This is a genomic window from Proteus sp. G2626, assembly GCF_009915985.1.
Taxonomy (GTDB): Bacteria; Pseudomonadota; Gammaproteobacteria; order Enterobacterales; family Enterobacteriaceae; genus Proteus; species Proteus vulgaris.
The window spans coordinates 181,912-197,869 of record NZ_JAABNH010000005.1 but is presented as its reverse complement, the minus strand read 5'-3'; the positions used below and the strand labels follow the sequence as shown (position 1 = coordinate 197,869).

Annotated in this window: 12 protein-coding genes, 1 rRNA gene and 1 riboswitch; of the genes, 3 read left to right on the top strand and 10 right to left on the bottom strand. The window is 41.3% G+C overall.

From position 1 onward, the window contains the following. Positions 1-58: 58 nt before the first annotated feature. The 3 genes from GWJ05_RS02305 to btuB form a co-directional block, all read right to left on the bottom strand. A 16S ribosomal RNA gene (locus GWJ05_RS02305) occupies positions 59-1,601 on the bottom strand. A gap of 397 nt (positions 1,602-1,998) precedes the next feature. Next, complete coding sequence (murI, locus tag GWJ05_RS02300; RefSeq protein WP_115370528.1) at positions 1,999-2,865, bottom strand: glutamate racemase; 867 nt, start codon at positions 2,863-2,865, stop codon at positions 1,999-2,001. Beyond that, on the bottom strand, positions 2,810-4,678 hold the full coding sequence (gene btuB / locus GWJ05_RS02295; protein WP_115370529.1) for a TonB-dependent vitamin B12 receptor BtuB: 1,869 nt from the start codon (positions 4,676-4,678) through the stop codon (positions 2,810-2,812). Before btuB ends, murI begins: the two co-directional genes overlap by 56 nt. Before the next feature lie 69 nt (positions 4,679-4,747). Continuing rightward, positions 4,748-4,954: riboswitch (cobalamin riboswitch) on the bottom strand. 113 nt (positions 4,955-5,067) lie between these two features. On the opposite strand from btuB, the gene trmA reads away from it, so the two are divergent. Further along, positions 5,068-6,165 carry a tRNA (uridine(54)-C5)-methyltransferase TrmA gene (gene trmA, locus GWJ05_RS02290; RefSeq protein ID WP_087802664.1) on the top strand — a complete coding sequence of 366 codons (1,098 nt, stop codon included), beginning with the start codon at positions 5,068-5,070 and terminating at the stop codon, positions 6,163-6,165. Positions 6,166-6,288: 123 nt separating this feature from the next. Here the strand turns inward: trmA and GWJ05_RS02285 are convergent, their stop codons facing one another. After that, the gene (locus GWJ05_RS02285; RefSeq protein ID WP_036933245.1) at positions 6,289-6,690 is read right to left on the bottom strand and encodes a YijD family membrane protein; all 402 of its coding nucleotides are present in this window, start codon (positions 6,688-6,690) and stop codon (positions 6,289-6,291) included. Continuing rightward, positions 6,690-7,376, bottom strand: coding sequence for an HTH-type transcriptional repressor FabR (fabR, locus tag GWJ05_RS02280; protein ID WP_115370957.1), 687 nt, complete (start codon positions 7,374-7,376; stop codon positions 6,690-6,692). The genes GWJ05_RS02285 and fabR overlap by 1 nt, the downstream gene beginning before the upstream one ends. Before the next feature lie 199 nt (positions 7,377-7,575). On the opposite strand from fabR, the gene sthA reads away from it, so the two are divergent. Further along, the gene (sthA, locus tag GWJ05_RS02275) at positions 7,576-8,973 is read left to right on the top strand and encodes a Si-specific NAD(P)(+) transhydrogenase (RefSeq protein ID WP_036933249.1); all 1,398 of its coding nucleotides are present in this window, start codon (positions 7,576-7,578) and stop codon (positions 8,971-8,973) included. Here sthA and oxyR read toward each other — a convergent pair. The 5 genes from oxyR to argC all read right to left on the bottom strand — a co-directional run bounded on the left by oxyR (position 8,965) and on the right by argC (position 14,660). Continuing rightward, positions 8,965-9,882: a DNA-binding transcriptional regulator OxyR gene (oxyR, locus tag GWJ05_RS02270; RefSeq protein ID WP_036933251.1), complete on the bottom strand. Its 918-nt coding sequence runs from the start codon at positions 9,880-9,882 to the stop codon at positions 8,965-8,967. The genes sthA and oxyR overlap by 9 nt on opposite strands. Before the next feature lie 232 nt (positions 9,883-10,114). Continuing rightward, positions 10,115-11,497, bottom strand: a complete 1,383-nt coding sequence (argH, locus tag GWJ05_RS02265) for an argininosuccinate lyase (protein ID WP_036933253.1) — start codon at positions 11,495-11,497, stop codon at positions 10,115-10,117. Positions 11,498-11,577: 80 nt separating this feature from the next. Then, positions 11,578-12,786, bottom strand: coding sequence for an argininosuccinate synthase (locus GWJ05_RS02260; RefSeq protein ID WP_036933255.1), 1,209 nt, complete (start codon positions 12,784-12,786; stop codon positions 11,578-11,580). Positions 12,787-12,861: 75 nt separating this feature from the next. Beyond that, on the bottom strand, positions 12,862-13,635 hold the full coding sequence (gene argB, locus GWJ05_RS02255) for an acetylglutamate kinase (protein WP_036933257.1): 774 nt from the start codon (positions 13,633-13,635) through the stop codon (positions 12,862-12,864). A 20-nt stretch (positions 13,636-13,655) separates the two neighbouring features. After that, positions 13,656-14,660 carry an N-acetyl-gamma-glutamyl-phosphate reductase gene (gene argC / locus GWJ05_RS02250; RefSeq protein ID WP_161681028.1) on the bottom strand — a complete coding sequence of 335 codons (1,005 nt, stop codon included), beginning with the start codon at positions 14,658-14,660 and terminating at the stop codon, positions 13,656-13,658. A 100-nt stretch (positions 14,661-14,760) separates the two neighbouring features. Here argC and argE point away from each other — a divergent pair, with 100 nt between their 5' ends. Beyond that, entirely contained in the window at positions 14,761-15,924 is a 1,164-nt protein-coding gene (gene argE / locus GWJ05_RS02245; RefSeq protein WP_036933261.1) for an acetylornithine deacetylase, read from the top strand. Positions 15,925-15,958 lie beyond the last annotated feature (34 nt).

The following is a 15,958-nucleotide window of genomic DNA, read 5'->3' as shown; positions in this document are numbered from 1 at the left end:
TGCTCGTTCTTCATCAGACAATCTGTGTGAGCACTGCACATAACACGTATCTCTTAGGTAAGGAGGTGATCCAACCGCAGGTTCCCCTACGGTTACCTTGTTACGACTTCACCCCAGTCATGAATCACAAAGTGGTAAGCGCCCTCCCGAAGGTTAAGCTACCTACTTCTTTTGCAACCCACTCCCATGGTGTGACGGGCGGTGTGTACAAGGCCCGGGAACGTATTCACCGTAGCATTCTGATCTACGATTACTAGCGATTCCGACTTCATGGAGTCGAGTTGCAGACTCCAATCCGGACTACGACAGACTTTATGAGTTCCGCTTGCTCTCGCGAGGTCGCTTCTCTTTGTATCTGCCATTGTAGCACGTGTGTAGCCCTACTCGTAAGGGCCATGATGACTTGACGTCATCCCCACCTTCCTCCGGTTTATCACCGGCAGTCTCCTTTGAGTTCCCGCCATTACGCGCTGGCAACAAAGGATAAGGGTTGCGCTCGTTGCGGGACTTAACCCAACATTTCACAACACGAGCTGACGACAGCCATGCAGCACCTGTCTCAGCGTTCCCGAAGGCACTCCTCTATCTCTAAAGGATTCGCTGGATGTCAAGAGTAGGTAAGGTTCTTCGCGTTGCATCGAATTAAACCACATGCTCCACCGCTTGTGCGGGCCCCCGTCAATTCATTTGAGTTTTAACCTTGCGGCCGTACTCCCCAGGCGGTCGATTTAACGCGTTAGCTCCAGAAGCCACGGTTCAAGACCACAACCTCTAAATCGACATCGTTTACAGCGTGGACTACCAGGGTATCTAATCCTGTTTGCTCCCCACGCTTTCGCACCTGAGCGTCAGTCTTTGTCCAGGGGGCCGCCTTCGCCACCGGTATTCCTCCACATCTCTACGCATTTCACCGCTACACGTGGAATTCTACCCCCCTCTACAAGACTCTAGCCAACCAGTTTCAGATGCAATTCCCAAGTTAAGCTCGGGGCTTTCACATCTGACTTAATTGACCGCCTGCGTGCGCTTTACGCCCAGTAATTCCGATTAACGCTTGCACCCTCCGTATTACCGCGGCTGCTGGCACGGAGTTAGCCGGTGCTTCTTCTGCGGGTAACGTCAATTGATAAAGGTATTAACTTTATCACCTTCCTCCCCGCTGAAAGTACTTTACAACCCTAAGGCCTTCTTCATACACGCGGCATGGCTGCATCAGGCTTGCGCCCATTGTGCAATATTCCCCACTGCTGCCTCCCGTAGGAGTCTGGGCCGTGTCTCAGTCCCAGTGTGGCTGATCATCCTCTCAGACCAGCTAGAGATCGTCGCCTAGGTGAGCCATTACCTCACCTACTAGCTAATCCCATATGGGTTCATCCGATAGCGCAAGGTCCGAAGAGCCCCTGCTTTGGTCCGTAGACGTCATGCGGTATTAGCCACCGTTTCCAGTAGTTATCCCCCTCTATCGGGCAGATCCCCATACATTACTCACCCGTCCGCCGCTCGTCAGCAAGAAAGCAAGCTTTCTTCTGTTACCGCTCGACTTGCATGTGTTAGGCCTGCCGCCAGCGTTCAATCTGAGCCATGATCAAACTCTTCAATTAAAAGTGTTTGATGCTCAAAGAAATCGAAAACTTAGCTATTCATAAATGAATTTACTTTTGTTGTTCACTCTTCAAGACTTGATACATCTAATATTTTAGAAGATATCGTCTCTGCGAGTGCCCACACAGATTGTCTGATAATTTGTTAAAGAGCAGTGCAACATTCGCTGCCGTTTCCGGTCTTCTGCGTTGTTGCGAGGAGGTGCATTCTACATCTTCCTCATTTCGTGTCAAGCGTTTATTTTCAAGGCTTCACACTTTTTTCTTCGTTCTCTCAACCAACTCACTTAGCGTGGTTTGCCGTGACAACGAGGGCGCATTATAGGGAGTTTTGTGAAGCTGGCAACACTTTTTTTGATTTTTTTTACTGACCGTTGAATTTTCCATCAAATTGCACTTAAAGTGCCAATTTTCTGAGCGATTTGAAACCAAAGTTCGCTAAAACAGGTTTTAGTAATTCGCTATTCTCATCTTCTTTTAGGCAATAAGCGAAGCTAATTTCATTTGAACCTTTAATTTTCGCTTGATTTACGACCAGCCACGCAGTTCTTCGTGCAATTGCAGCACCAGAATCAATAATTCGTGTGCCATCAGGTAAAATAGAAAGAAGCTCATCTGCTAATAAAGGGAAATGAGTGCAACCTAATACGACAGTATCTGGTGGCTCTTTCATTTTTAACCAAGGTGCAAGAACTTTGCGCAGTTCATCTAAAGAAACGCTTTCACCATGAAGTTTCTTTTCTGCAAGTTCCACCAGCTCTGCCGAACCTAAAGAATGAACTTTGCAATCAGTCGCAAAACGTTCAATCAATTCATGGGTATAAGGTCGTTTTACCGTTGCTCTTGTTGCTAATAATCCAACCACGCCATTGCAAGTCAATTTAGCTGCGGGTTTGATAGCCGGCACTACACCTACAATAGGAATATCAGTAAATTTTTCCCGTAACGCGGGAAGGCTTACTGTACTTGCCGTATTACAGGCAATTACAATTGCCGCGAGATCATGTTTCTCGGCAACCGCGCTAATGATATGAACAACACGGTCAATAATGAATTCTTGTGATTTTTCACCATAAGGGAAAGCTTCATTATCAAAAACATAGATATAGTGAGCATCCGGTAATTTTTCACGGATCTCACGATAAACAGATAAACCGCCAACCCCTGAATCAAAAACTAATACAGTAGGGTTAGCGGTAAGTTGTGCATCAGAAGTTGTAACTTCCTGTGAGGAAGTATTCTCGTCCTGGCGTACGATAGCCATAAGCTGTCTCATAATCTTTATCAAACAGGTTGGCTATTCTACCACGAATTGAGAGATGTGATGTAATAGGATATGACGCAGTTAAGTCCCAAAGACTCACACCACCTAAAGAAACATTTTCATAAGTCCCGTAATCTTTATCCGTGCGCTGACCAATATATTGGTAAGTCACTCCCATATCGAGTTTCTCAACTTGCCAATCAAGTTGATATTTCAACTGTTGACGCGCACGACGATCAAGACGTTGATGTGTTTCTTTATTTCTTGCATCTATATATTGAAGGTTAAAGGTGTGATGGAAAACCCATGTATCCATTTCACCTGTAAACTCCACACCTTTAATTAACGCTTTGCCCACATTGTAATTACGGTATGGATAATTCGATTCGCCTTGGATCAATGAGTCGACATAATTACGATACGCAGTGATTCGCCATTCTAAAGGGCCAGTCAGTCCTTCAAAACCACCTTCCCACTGTTTACTTTTTTCAGGCTGTAAATCAGGGTTACTTCCCCACTCACTATAAAGTTGCGTTAATGTGGGTGCTTTAAATGCCGTACCATAACCACCAATCACACGATAGCCATCGACAAACTCCCATCCAATGTTAGTTTGCCAAGTAGTATGCCAACCATATTCCGAGTGCTTATCAGAACGCACAGAAGCTTCAGCAATAATCTCGCCTAACTTTTGCTGTCCTGTTAGATATAAGCCGGTATTATCGAAATGCTCTTTATTAGGAAACCCGTTAGAACCCGCTTTAATAGATTGACGTTGCCAATCAACACCCCCACCTACACTGCCATTTTCTAATAAAAGGTGATTTCCCCACTGCACATTATATTGTTCAGAGTTGGTAAAACGGCTTCCTTTACCATAACGACCATAACGAGGATCATAGTCATAATCTTTAGTGTAGTTATAACTGGTATTTAAAGAAGAAGAGTAGTTATCACGATGGAACTTCACACCTCCATCATAGGTGCGGCTAAATAGTGCTCTTGTATCCGTTAAGATATCGTTATAACTGTCATAATAAGCATCATAAGCGGTACGATTATCAAAACCATAAGCACGTGCATATAAAGAAACGCCATCGTTAATATCGTGATTAACCCCTAACCACAACGATTTATTCATAAATCCATCGCGATCAGGTTGCGGGTGGCCTCCTGTATTCCCATTTGCTTCTACATCATAGCCTTTGGTATAGAGATAACTGCCCGCTACCGTTAATGTTGTTCTATCTCCGACTTTCTGTTTTACAGAACCATCATATTCTTGATAACCATGAGAGCCCATTGTGGCATTAAGCGTTCCTCCTTCCGTTTTTCTTTCTGTCAGGATATTAATCACACCACCAATCGCATCTGAACCATAAACAGAAGAACGAGGCCCTCTTATATATTCAATACGTTGAACAAGAGAAAGGGGAATTTGGCTAATATCAGAGCTACCAGACACATTAGCCTGATTTAAACGCACACCATCCACTAAGATCAGTACATGTCGAGATTCTGCGCCACGTACATAAATAGAGCTCATTTGCCCTATTCCACCGTTTTGCCCCACATCAATACCCGGCATTCTGCGTAATACATCAATCACACTATTACTCTGCCAGCGATCAATCTGTTCACGTTCAACAACGGTGATAGGCGCTAAAATAGAAGAGTTCGGCTCTTGAAAGCGGTTTGCTGTCACACTCAATGTATCGCTGTTATTAGCAAACGCACCAAAACTACTCACCATTACACTCAAAGCCACACTCGAAGCTATACTTGAAATAAAGAAAACTTTTTTATTATTCATGAAAATCTGCATCCAACAGAATAAGTAGCAGGATGCCGCCAAAATTAAATAAAACGCGTATTTAATTTAAGATGCGACAGGTCTTCGGCAGGTCTTCGGACTCTAGGTTAAATAAACAGAATTATGTATTTAAGATAATGACTTCCCACTGCACTTATTAATGTGTTCGTAGTGTCTTTTATTATCCTTGATCCTATTACCGCTGCGCGTCAGTTCTGGCTTTGCACCAGATTCCCTTTTCACTCCCATAAGGAGACCGAATAACTATGCTACGATTTCAATTCCATTGAGTCCAGAAATTGAACATGAAGAATACTGGACATCTTCATGAGGATCTCTACAATTTCGCTCGCTTAACTTTATTACTGCCAAAAACAAGGCGAGATACCATGCAGAATTCATTACCAACGCAAACATATCAGTCTCAACTGAATGAAAAAACACAACGTCTACAAACGATGATGGCACCTTTTAATGCGCCTGACGCTGAGGTTTTTTCATCACCAGAACAGCATTATCGTATGCGTGCGGAATTCCGCATCTGGCATGAGCAAGACACGCTTTATCATATTATGTTTGACCAAGAAACTAAGCAGCGTATTCGTGTTGACCACTTTCCAGTTGCCAGTCAACTGATTAATAAAATGATGGTTGCCTTGTTAGCAGAAATCAAAAATAAACCAACATTGAGACAAAAATTGTTTCAAATCGATTATCTTTCGACATTGAGTAATAAAATTATTGTCTCATTGCTTTATCACAAGAAATTGGATGAAGCTTGGCAACAAGAAGCTCAAGCATTACGCCAGACCTTAATTACCCAAGGCTTTGATGTGCAGTTAATCGGTCGTGCATATAAAACAAAAATTATGCTCGATAACGATTTTATTGATGAAGTGTTACCTGTCGCTGGTAAAGAGATGATTTATCGCCAAGTTGAAAATAGCTTCACGCAACCTAATGCTCAGGTCAATATTAAAATGTTGGAATGGGCATTAAAGGCAACAGAAAACGCGAAAGGTGACCTGCTTGAATTGTATTGTGGTAATGGTAACTTTTCATTAGCGCTTGCGCGTAATTTTGAGCGTGTGCTGGCAACAGAAATTGCAAAACCATCTGTTCAGGCGGCGCAATACAATATTGCGATGAATCATATTGATAATGTAAAAATTATTCGTATGTCTGCGGAGGATTTTACGCAAGCAATGAATGGGGTAAGAGAATTTAAGCGTCTAGAAGGGGTTGATTTAAAAGATTACCAATGTGAAACCATTTTTGTCGACCCACCTCGCAGTGGTTTAGATGAGAAAACTGTAGAGCTGGTCAAAACTTACCCTCGCATTTTATACATTTCTTGTAACCCAGAAACATTGTGCCAAAATTTAGAGATTTTAATTAAAACACATAAAATCAGTAGGTTAGCTTTATTCGATCAATTCCCATACACCCACCATATGGAATGTGGTGTGTTATTAGAAAAAAGATAACGGCTTATTTCTCTTCTTAGAGTAAAAAATTCTTTAATAACGCGAATAAAAACAAAAACACCAGCAAGATAACTTGCTGGTGTCAAAATTTCGCTGTGTTTACAACAAAGAGATAAGTACAAACTAGTACTGTTCTGCTTGTGATGCTCTTTCAGCTTCTTCAGCCTGTAGGCGTAAGCGTTGGCGCTGTTTAAATTGACGATAAATCCACAACGCAACAATAACAATACAAACAGAAGAGAAAAAGTTTGAACCCCATTCAGGGTTAACGGTTCTGGTGTAAGCGTTATAACCGAATAGACCTAATAAAAAGAATGAAAAAATCAGCTTAGGCATACCATCGGTCATAGGTTGATTTAAATAGCGCTGATACAAACAGTAAACGGCCAAAATTAAACTGATGAGTGGGAAAACTGACCACGTCTCAATAAATGAATTAAAAAAACTCGAATAAGTACCATGTAAAGCGACACCAATGACTGTGGCAAGTAATAGCGTGCTTTTTTCACAGCGATTTTGTTCCATCATTTGTCTCCTTTCTGATGCATTTTTTTCTTTATGTCTGGGTTATCTTGTAGAGGTGTTTGCGTCTCTTGCTCACGTCGATACCAATAATAAGCACCTTTAGCAATCATACGCAGTTGTAAAACTAATCTTTCTTCTAATTGTTGACGCTTTTCAATATCAATATCCAGTGCTTCTGCGCCTGCACTAAATACAATAGTGACCATTGCTTCAGATTGCATTTCTGTAAAATAACGTGGCATATGACTCTCTTGCTCAAGATAGTCTGCCAGTTCTGCAATAAAATGTTGGATCTCTCGTGCGACTGCGGCACGAAATTCCGCCGAAGTCCCAGAACGCTCACGTAATAATAATCGAAACGCATTAGGATTATTGCCAATGAATTCCATAAAAGTCGCTACTGATGTTCTGATAACACTGCCTCCTTTCGCAATGCGTTGACGTGCTTGTCGCATCAGTTGGCGTAACATCAATCCACTTTCATCAACCATTGTCAGCCCAAGTTCATCCACATCTTTAAAATGACGATAAAATGAGGTAGGTGCAATACCCGCTTCTCTTGCTACTTCTCGTAAGCTTAAACTGGTAAAGCTACGCTCAGCACTGAGTTGGCTAAAAGCAGCCTCTATTAAAGAGCGACGGGTTTTTTCTTTTTGTTTAGCTCTGATGCCAATATTATTACTCACAGAAATCCTGATAATCCTAATTTGGTTTATGCTCAATATATCAAACTTTGTTAAAAAAGCAGTGCGTGCAATCATCTCTAAAGGCACATTCTCATAAAAACTCAACAAAGTGTGACTAATGCCCTTAATGTCAATTGGGCTATTATTCATTCTAATGTTAATATAGCGTTGTCGGTTTGTATAAAACAGGTCTCTTCTTATGCAACATTCTCATTTCGATGCCATTGTTATCGGTTCAGGTCCTGGCGGTGAAGGCGCGGCCATGGGGCTGGTTAAACAAGGAAAACGCGTCGCAGTTATAGAACGTTATAACAAAGTCGGTGGTGGCTGTACTCATTGGGGCACGATCCCCTCCAAAGCCCTACGCCATGCGGTAAGCCGCATTATCGAATTTAATCAAAATCCCCTTTATAGCGACCAGTCTCGTCTTATTAACTCCTCTTTTTCTCAAATACTTCGTCAAGCTAGCACCGTGATTAGCCAGCAGACTAAAATGCGCCAAGGCTTCTATGAGCGCAATAATTGTACAATGTATTCTGGTGAAGCCGCATTTATTGATGAAAATAGGATCAGCGTACGTTACCCTGATGGTACTTGCGATATTCTTTCAGCAGATAATTTTATTATTGCAACAGGGTCGCGTCCTTATTGTCCGCCTGATGTCGATTTCTCTCATTCTCGTATTTATAACAGTGACACCATACTTGATTTAGAGCATGAGCCTCACCATGTCATTATTTATGGCGCCGGTGTCATTGGTTGTGAATATGCTTCTATTTTTAGAGGGTTAAGAGTAAAAGTAGACTTAATCAATACACGTGACCATCTATTGTCTTTCCTTGATCAAGAGATGTCTGATGCTCTTTCTTATCACTTCTGGAATAACGGTATTGTGATTCGTCATAATGAAGAATACGAAAGTATTGAAGGTGTTGATGATGGTGTTATTGTTCACCTAAAATCAGGTAAAAAAGTCAAAGCAGATTGCCTACTCTATGCAAATGGTCGAACAGGAAACACAGATTCGCTGGGTTTAGAAAATGTGGGTATTAAAACAGATAGCCGTGGACTCGTTTCTGTTAACGCGCATTACCAAACCAGTTGTGAACATATTTATGCGGTAGGTGATGTTATTGGTTATCCAAGTTTAGCATCAGCAGCTTATGATCAAGGTCGTATTGCTGCTTTAGCAATTACAGCGGGAAAATCAGAAACACATTTAATCGAAGATATCCCAACCGGGATCTACACTATTCCTGAAATTAGTTCTGTTGGTAAAACAGAGCAACAACTCACTGCAATGAAAATTCCTTATGAAGTGGGTCGTTCTCAATTTAAACATCTAGCAAGAGCACAAATAGCAGGTATGAATGTAGGGAGTTTAAAAATTCTCTTCCACCGTGAAACTAAGCAAATTTTAGGTATTCACTGCTTTGGTGAACGTGCAGCAGAAATTATTCACATTGGTCAAGCAATTATGGAACAAAAAGGTGAAGGCAATACTATCGAGTATTTCGTTAATACAACCTTCAACTATCCAACAATGGCAGAAGCCTATCGTGTTGCTGCACTGAATGGTTTAAACCGCTTATTTTAATGTACTTTGTTTTTTTGCATAAAAGGCGGTCATATGTTCACGGATTGTCTCTGCAAGTTGTTCATAACGATTACGCAAAGGCGATCCGGGACGATAAACTAAAATAATAGAACGTGATGGATTGGGATCTGTACATTCTAGATAACAAACCCCATCACGTTTTTGTTCTTGAGGTACAGATAAATCAGGTAATAGGGTTATTCCGCTACCTGCAGCGACCATATTACGTAACGTTTCTAAACTGGTGGCTCTGAAATGAGTATCTTCTTTTGCACCTGCCTGAAAGCAAAAACCAAGCGCTTGATCGCGTAAACAGTGCCCATCTTCTAACATCAATAAACGCTGACCAGCTAAGTCCCCCATAGGTACAGACTCTCGTTCATGCCATGGGTGCCCTTCATAAATTGCTAACTTCATCGGCTCTTCAAATAGTGGTACTTCAATAAATGGAGCACTCTCTTTTACCATTGCTAAAATTGCACAATCGAGCTTCCCACTATCTAATTGGGCTAATAAGTTATGTGTTTGTGCTTCATGAAGGTACATCTCTAACTTAGGATAGTTTTTATGCAATTCAGGAATAATATGAGGCAATAAATAAGGTCCAACAGTAGGGATAAGCCCAATATGTAAAGGTCCAGCCATACTTTCACCTTGCAATGAAGCCATTTCTTGTAACACTTTGACTTCACGTAGGATCGTTTTCGCTTGATCCACCAGCAATAAACCTTGTTGAGTAAACAGAACTTTACGGCTAGTTCTTTCAAGTAACATCACACCAAGTTCATCTTCAAGCTTACGAATTTGCCCACTTAATGTTGGCTGACTCACATGGCAAGAATCTGCCGCCCGACGAAAATGTTTATGCTCAGCTAGAGCTACCAGATATTCCAAGTCACGGATATTCATTGCAGATCCTACATTTATTGCTGATAGTTAATGTCTATAGATAATATATCAACTGATAAATTTTTCTATCAGTCGAATGTTATTCTGTCTCTCTTTTTTGGTATTTTCTTAATAAAGACTTCAAACAAAATAATTAATTTCGATATTATCGGCAATTAAAAATAAAAGAACAGAGTAAAATTGACTCTGTTCTTTTGGAATAACAGTAAGTTATCTTAGAGAGATTTTTTTCTTATTTATCCATATTTAAAGCTTCTTTGGCTTTTGCTATCGCATAAGCGACCTGCTTTTGAGAAACTCCCCCCTTTGCAAGACGTTTATCTAAACAAGATTGAAGCGATAAAATATCGTACACATCAATCATGATTTTATCGTTAAACATCTGTAATTCAGAAAGAGGTAGCTCTTCAATCGCTTTACCTTGCTCAATCGCACAGACAACTACTTCACCCACAATATGGTGCGCTTCACGAAATGGCACGCCTTTAGCAACAAGATAATCAGCCAGCTCAGTCGCATTCGCATAACCTTGTTTAGCTGCTTCTTCACAACGAGGACGACGAATTTGAATACCATCAAGGACAAGTGTTGCCATATGCAAACAATCAGACCATGTATCGATCGCGTCAAATAGACCTTCTTTATCTTCTTGCATATCTTTATTGTAAGCCAAAGGTAGACCTTTTAAGGTCATCATCATACCCGTTAGTGCACCTTGAACACGTCCACATTTCCCGCGAATAAGCTCAAGCGCATCTGGGTTTTTCTTTTGTGGCATTAATGATGAGCCAGAAGTCACTTTATCTGATAATTCAATAAAACCCGCTTCACCACTATTAAAGAATATAAGATCTTCTGCAAAACGAGATAAGTGCACCATGCCAATAGCGGCTGAAGATAATAGCTCTAATACATGATCACGATCGGATACGCTATCTAAGCTATTGTGAGTCGCACTCGCAAAACCTAACCATCCCGCTAATTGTTCACGATCGATATCATAAGCCGTTCCTGCCAAAGCCCCACAACCTAATGGGCTGATATCTAAACGCTTCAAAGCATCAGCTAAACGACTTTCATCTCTGGCTAACATTTCATTGTAGGCCAAACACCAGTGTGCAAATGTGACTGGTTGAGCGCGTTGTAAATGGGTATAACCCGGCATCACAGCATTTTGATTTTGTTCTGCGGTAATAACTAATGCTTTTTGTAGCTCAACAATTGCTTGGCGAAGATGAATAACCTCTTCTTTGCACCATAATTTTAAGTCTGTTGCGACCTGATCATTACGACTACGGCCCGTATGTAATTTTTTACCTAAATCACCCACTTTAGCAATAAGCTTACTTTCAACCCAGCTATGAATATCTTCTGCATCACTTTGTAAAATAGAGTGCGGATTCGCAATGACTTCTTCTGATAACTCATTTAAAGCTTGCTCAAGTTGCGCTTGTTCATCTTGCGACAATACACCAACTGTGACTAACGCTTTAGACCAAGCTACTGAGCCAAAGATATCCTGTTGTGCCAGTCGAAAATCAAACCGCAGTGAATCATTGAATTGTTTAAACCGTTGATCAGCTTCCTGACTAAAACGTCCACCCCAGAGTGCCATAATCGCTTCCTGTATTTATTCTGTGTAATTAAAAAGTGAGAGTGATGCATCTCATCTTGGCATCACTCTATTGCCTTACGTTATTTCTTGCTCAATGCACGAATACGGGATGGTAGGGAATATAAACGGATAAACCCTTCAGCATGGCTGTGATCGTAAACCTCATCTTCACCAAATGTTGCAAATTCTTCAGAATATAAACTATTGTCTGATTTCTTCTGAATAGCATTCACATGACCTTTATAAAGCTCTAAAACCACTTCACCATTCACCTCTTTTGCCAGTGATTCTGCAGCTGCTTGTAGTGAAGCACGGATTGGCGTAAACCAACGACCATCATAGGCTACATAAGACATCTCTAAGCCCAATTGCTGACGCCATTTAAACGCATCCCTATCAAGAACCAGTTGCTCTACACCACGCAGTGCAGCCATCATAATGGTGCCCCCCGGTGTTTCATAACAACCACGAGACTTCATTCCCACTAACCGATTTTCAACAATATCAATACGTCCGACACCGTGTTTAACACCTAATGCATTTAATGTATCTAAACATTCAAAAGGTGATTGTGTTTTACCGTTTACAGCAACAACCTCACCTGCTTTTACCGTAACAGTCACTAATTCTGGTGTTTCTGGGGCTTTCTTAGGATCAACTGTCCATGCCCAACAATCTTCATTTGATGCATTCCATGGACTTTCTAATACCCCTCCTTCCGTTGAAATATGCCATGCGTTTTCATCACGGCTATAAATTTTCTCAAGTGTAGCAGTAGTGGGAATATTACGGACTTTCAGATAATCCAGCAGTGCTTCACGAGAACGTAAATCCCACTCTCTCCAAGGTGCGACGACTTTTAGTTGTGGAGCAAGAGCTGCATAGGTGCTTTCAAAACGAACTTGATCGTTACCTTTACCTGTTGCACCATGAGCAACAGCATCAGCACCTAATTTTAATGCCAATTCAACTTGTGCTTTAGCAATAACAGGACGCGCCATCGAAGTACCTAATAAGTAGCTACCTTCATATAAAGCACCTGTTTTTAATACTGGGTAAACATAATCTTTGATAAACTCTTCACGTAAATCGATGATATGACACTCAGAAGCACCAGATGCTAATGCTTTTTGTTCTACGCCAACTAAATCATCACGGCTTTGGCCAACATCTGCAACAAAAGCGACAACTTCACAGTTATCGTAATGTTCTTTTAACCAAGGAATGATCGCCGAAGTATCTAATCCGCCTGAGTATGCTAGTACGATTTTTTTAATACCTTTAGTCATAGTGATAACCTTCAATTTCCAATTTGTTTAAATTCTGCCAACTATCAAATAGCGATAAGATTTCTAGAAACATTTTTAAACTAAAATACGGGTTCCTACTGCAACACCATTAAACAGTGCGGTTAGTTTTTCAGCATGGCGCCAACTTGCAATTTCAACGGGTCGACCGAGTGTTTTGGCAGCTTCTAACGCTGCATTTACTTTCACAATCATGCCGTCAGTGATAATGCCTTGGTCAATTAATGTCTGTGCTTTTTCGGCTGACATCTCTGCTATCTTCTGGCCTTTACCATCTAAAATGCCACTAACGTCTGAAAGCAACACTAAATCAGCTCCCAACGTTTCTGCGATAGCGGTTGCGGCTTGATCTGCATTGACATTCATCAGCTCACCTTTCTCAGTCATACCGATAGAGCTGATAATAGGTAGATAGCCCGCATCCAGTAATAAATTAAGTAAATTAGGAGAGCCTGGAGTTGCATCCCCTACATGACCTAATTCTTCATTGATTTGAGTGACTTTCACTAATTGCCCATCCCCCAAAGAAAGCCCTACACCATTAAGCCCAAATTGGGTTGCCCACGATAACAAGGTCTTATTGGCACTTCCGGCCAGTGCTCCTGTAATGATGTCTATCTGATCAGCGGGTGTAACACGCAGGCCTTGCTTTTTCACGACAGGTAATTGCAATTTACCCATCAATTCATCCACCAAACAGCCACCACCATGTACGATGACCAAAGGGCGAGAGTGTGTTGAACGATATTGTTGTAATGCGGTGAAAAAACGTGTTAACGCTTCTTCGTTATCAAGGAGTACACCACCCAGTTTGATAATTAATGGTTCCATGAAACTTCCCTACTCATTATTTAAATAAGTGATTCGGTTTCAGCGAAGCCAAACCGAATATTCATACACTGCACCGCCTGCGTTGCGGCCCCTTTTAACAAGTTATCTTCAACACCCACCACAATTAGATGTTCACCTTGTTGAGCAAACCCGATATCACAAAAAGCCGTTCCTACTACGGCTTTTAATGCAGGTAATCCTTTGTCATAAACACGCACTAATGGCTTATCTTGATAAGCTTCGTCAAAGACTTGTCTGACTTCCTCTTGTGTCACGCCTGCTTTTAACTTACAGGTGATAGTGGCTAAGATCCCTCTGGCAAAATTACCTAAATGGGGGGTGAAAATCACATCAATGCCCAGATGTGTTGCAATTTCAGGTTGATGACGATGAGTAAATACACCATAAGGTTGCAAACTCACTTCACAAAAACTGCTGGTTAAAGAGGCTTTTCTACCCGCGCCACTTACACCGCTGGTGGCATTAATGACTGGCCATTGCGCGGTATCTAACAGTCCCGCTTCCACTAAGGGTTTTAATGACAACTGAGATACCGTTGGATAACAGCCCGGCACAGCAATTAATTGCGCCTGACTGATAATGTCAGCATTCCATTCAGCTAATCCATAAACTGCTTGTGATAACCAATCTGTATTCTTATGCTCGAATCCATAGTATTGTTGATAAAAATGCTCGTTTTGCACTCGATAAGCACCCGATAGGTCGAACACCACACAACCTTGCTCTAAAAAAATCGGGGCAATGTCATGGCTGACTTCATGGGCTGTTGCTAAAAAAACGATATCAATATTCTCAGCCGCTTTAACAACATCAACCATTGGCTCTAAAGGGAGATCCACTAAGCCACGATATTGAGGATGAAGTTCAGAAAAGCATTTTCCTGCATCTGCACTTTGAGCTGATACCATCAGTCTGCTCAAATTCACATGGGGATGCTGCTGAAGATAGGCGACTAATTCAGCGCCAGTGTAACCACTTGCTCCTACAATCAGAGTATTTAACATGTCATTCTTACCTTGTACCATGAACACAAACCGATTAATGTATTTTTATTCAAAAAAAGTGCATGAATATTGATACTATTATGAAGAAAGGCTGTCAACAGTGAATATTAAATTACCTACATTTATTGAGATTTATCGTCAATTAATTGCAACACCCTCTATCAGTGCTACAGATGCTAAGAACGATCAAAGCAACGAATCACTGATTAATTTGCTTGCTAATTGGTTGGAAACATTAGGCTTTTCCATTGAAATTCAACCTGTACCTGAAACTAGAGGAAAATTTAACCTTTTAGCAACATTAGGAACAGGGAAAGGCGGGTTATTACTTTGTGGTCACACTGACACTGTGCCATTTGATGAAGGTCGTTGGACACAAGATCCTTTTACACTGACAGAAAAAGAAAATAAGTTATACGGCTTAGGCACTGCGGATATGAAAGGCTTTTTTGCTTTTATTCTTGATGCATTGCGAGATGTAGATACTAAGGCGTTAACTCACCCTCTTTATATTCTCGCCACCGCAGATGAAGAAACCTCTATGGCAGGCGCACGTTATTTTGCTGCTAATACGACAATCCGCCCTGATTTTGCCATTATTGGCGAACCGACATCCCTAAAACCTATTCGTGCTCATAAAGGACATTTATCAAATGCGATACGTATTACGGGGCAATCAGGACATTCTAGCGATCCAGAAAAAGGCGTGAATGCGATTGAGCTAATGCATGAATCCATTACTCACCTTAGTACACTGCGCGATACGCTAAAAACGCGCTATAACAATCCTGCATTTATTATCCCTTATCCCACCATGAACTTTGGTTATATTAATGGCGGTGATGCGGCAAATCGAATTTGTGCTTGCTGCGAACTTCATATGGATATTCGCCCATTACCTGGGCTTACATTGCAAGATTTAGATGATTTACTACACGAAACATTAGCTCCCGTAAAAGCACGTTGGCCGGGGCGCTTAAATGTTGAAGCGCTACACGATCCTATTCCTGGTTATGAATGTCCAACCGATCATAAAATGGTTGCTGTCATTGAAAAGTTATTAGGCGAGAAAGCGCAAACGGTGAACTACTGTACTGAAGCGCCATTTATTCAAGATCTCTGCCCGACCTTAGTATTAGGTCCAGGCTCGATTGAACAAGCCCATCAACCTGATGAATTTATTGATACATCATTTATTGAACCGACTCGTGAATTAATGGGGCAATTAATTGAAAACTTCTGTTTAACAGAAAAAGCGCAATAATAAAAACCCTATCAGCTTACGTTGATAGGGTTTT

What these genes read in the sequence shown, in the direction of transcription:
- sthA (WP_036933249.1), top strand. Translation starts at nt 7,576, where the DNA reads ATGCAACATTCTCATTTCGATGCCATTGTTATCGGTTCAGGTCCTGGC.
- argB (WP_036933257.1), bottom strand. Translation starts at nt 13,635, where the DNA reads ATGGAACCATTAATTATCAAACTGGGTGGTGTACTCCTTGATAACGAA.
- btuB (WP_115370529.1), bottom strand. Translation starts at nt 4,678, where the DNA reads ATGAATAATAAAAAAGTTTTCTTTATTTCAAGTATAGCTTCGAGTGTG.
- argH (WP_036933253.1), bottom strand. Translation starts at nt 11,497, where the DNA reads ATGGCACTCTGGGGTGGACGTTTTAGTCAGGAAGCTGATCAACGGTTT.
- murI (WP_115370528.1), bottom strand. Translation starts at nt 2,865, where the DNA reads ATGGCTATCGTACGCCAGGACGAGAATACTTCCTCACAGGAAGTTACA.
- oxyR (WP_036933251.1), bottom strand. Translation starts at nt 9,882, where the DNA reads ATGAATATCCGTGACTTGGAATATCTGGTAGCTCTAGCTGAGCATAAA.
- argC (WP_161681028.1), bottom strand. Translation starts at nt 14,660, where the DNA reads ATGTTAAATACTCTGATTGTAGGAGCAAGTGGTTACACTGGCGCTGAA.
- GWJ05_RS02285 (WP_036933245.1), bottom strand. Translation starts at nt 6,690, where the DNA reads ATGGAACAAAATCGCTGTGAAAAAAGCACGCTATTACTTGCCACAGTC.
- trmA (WP_087802664.1), top strand. Translation starts at nt 5,068, where the DNA reads ATGCAGAATTCATTACCAACGCAAACATATCAGTCTCAACTGAATGAA.
- GWJ05_RS02260 (WP_036933255.1), bottom strand. Translation starts at nt 12,786, where the DNA reads ATGACTAAAGGTATTAAAAAAATCGTACTAGCATACTCAGGCGGATTA.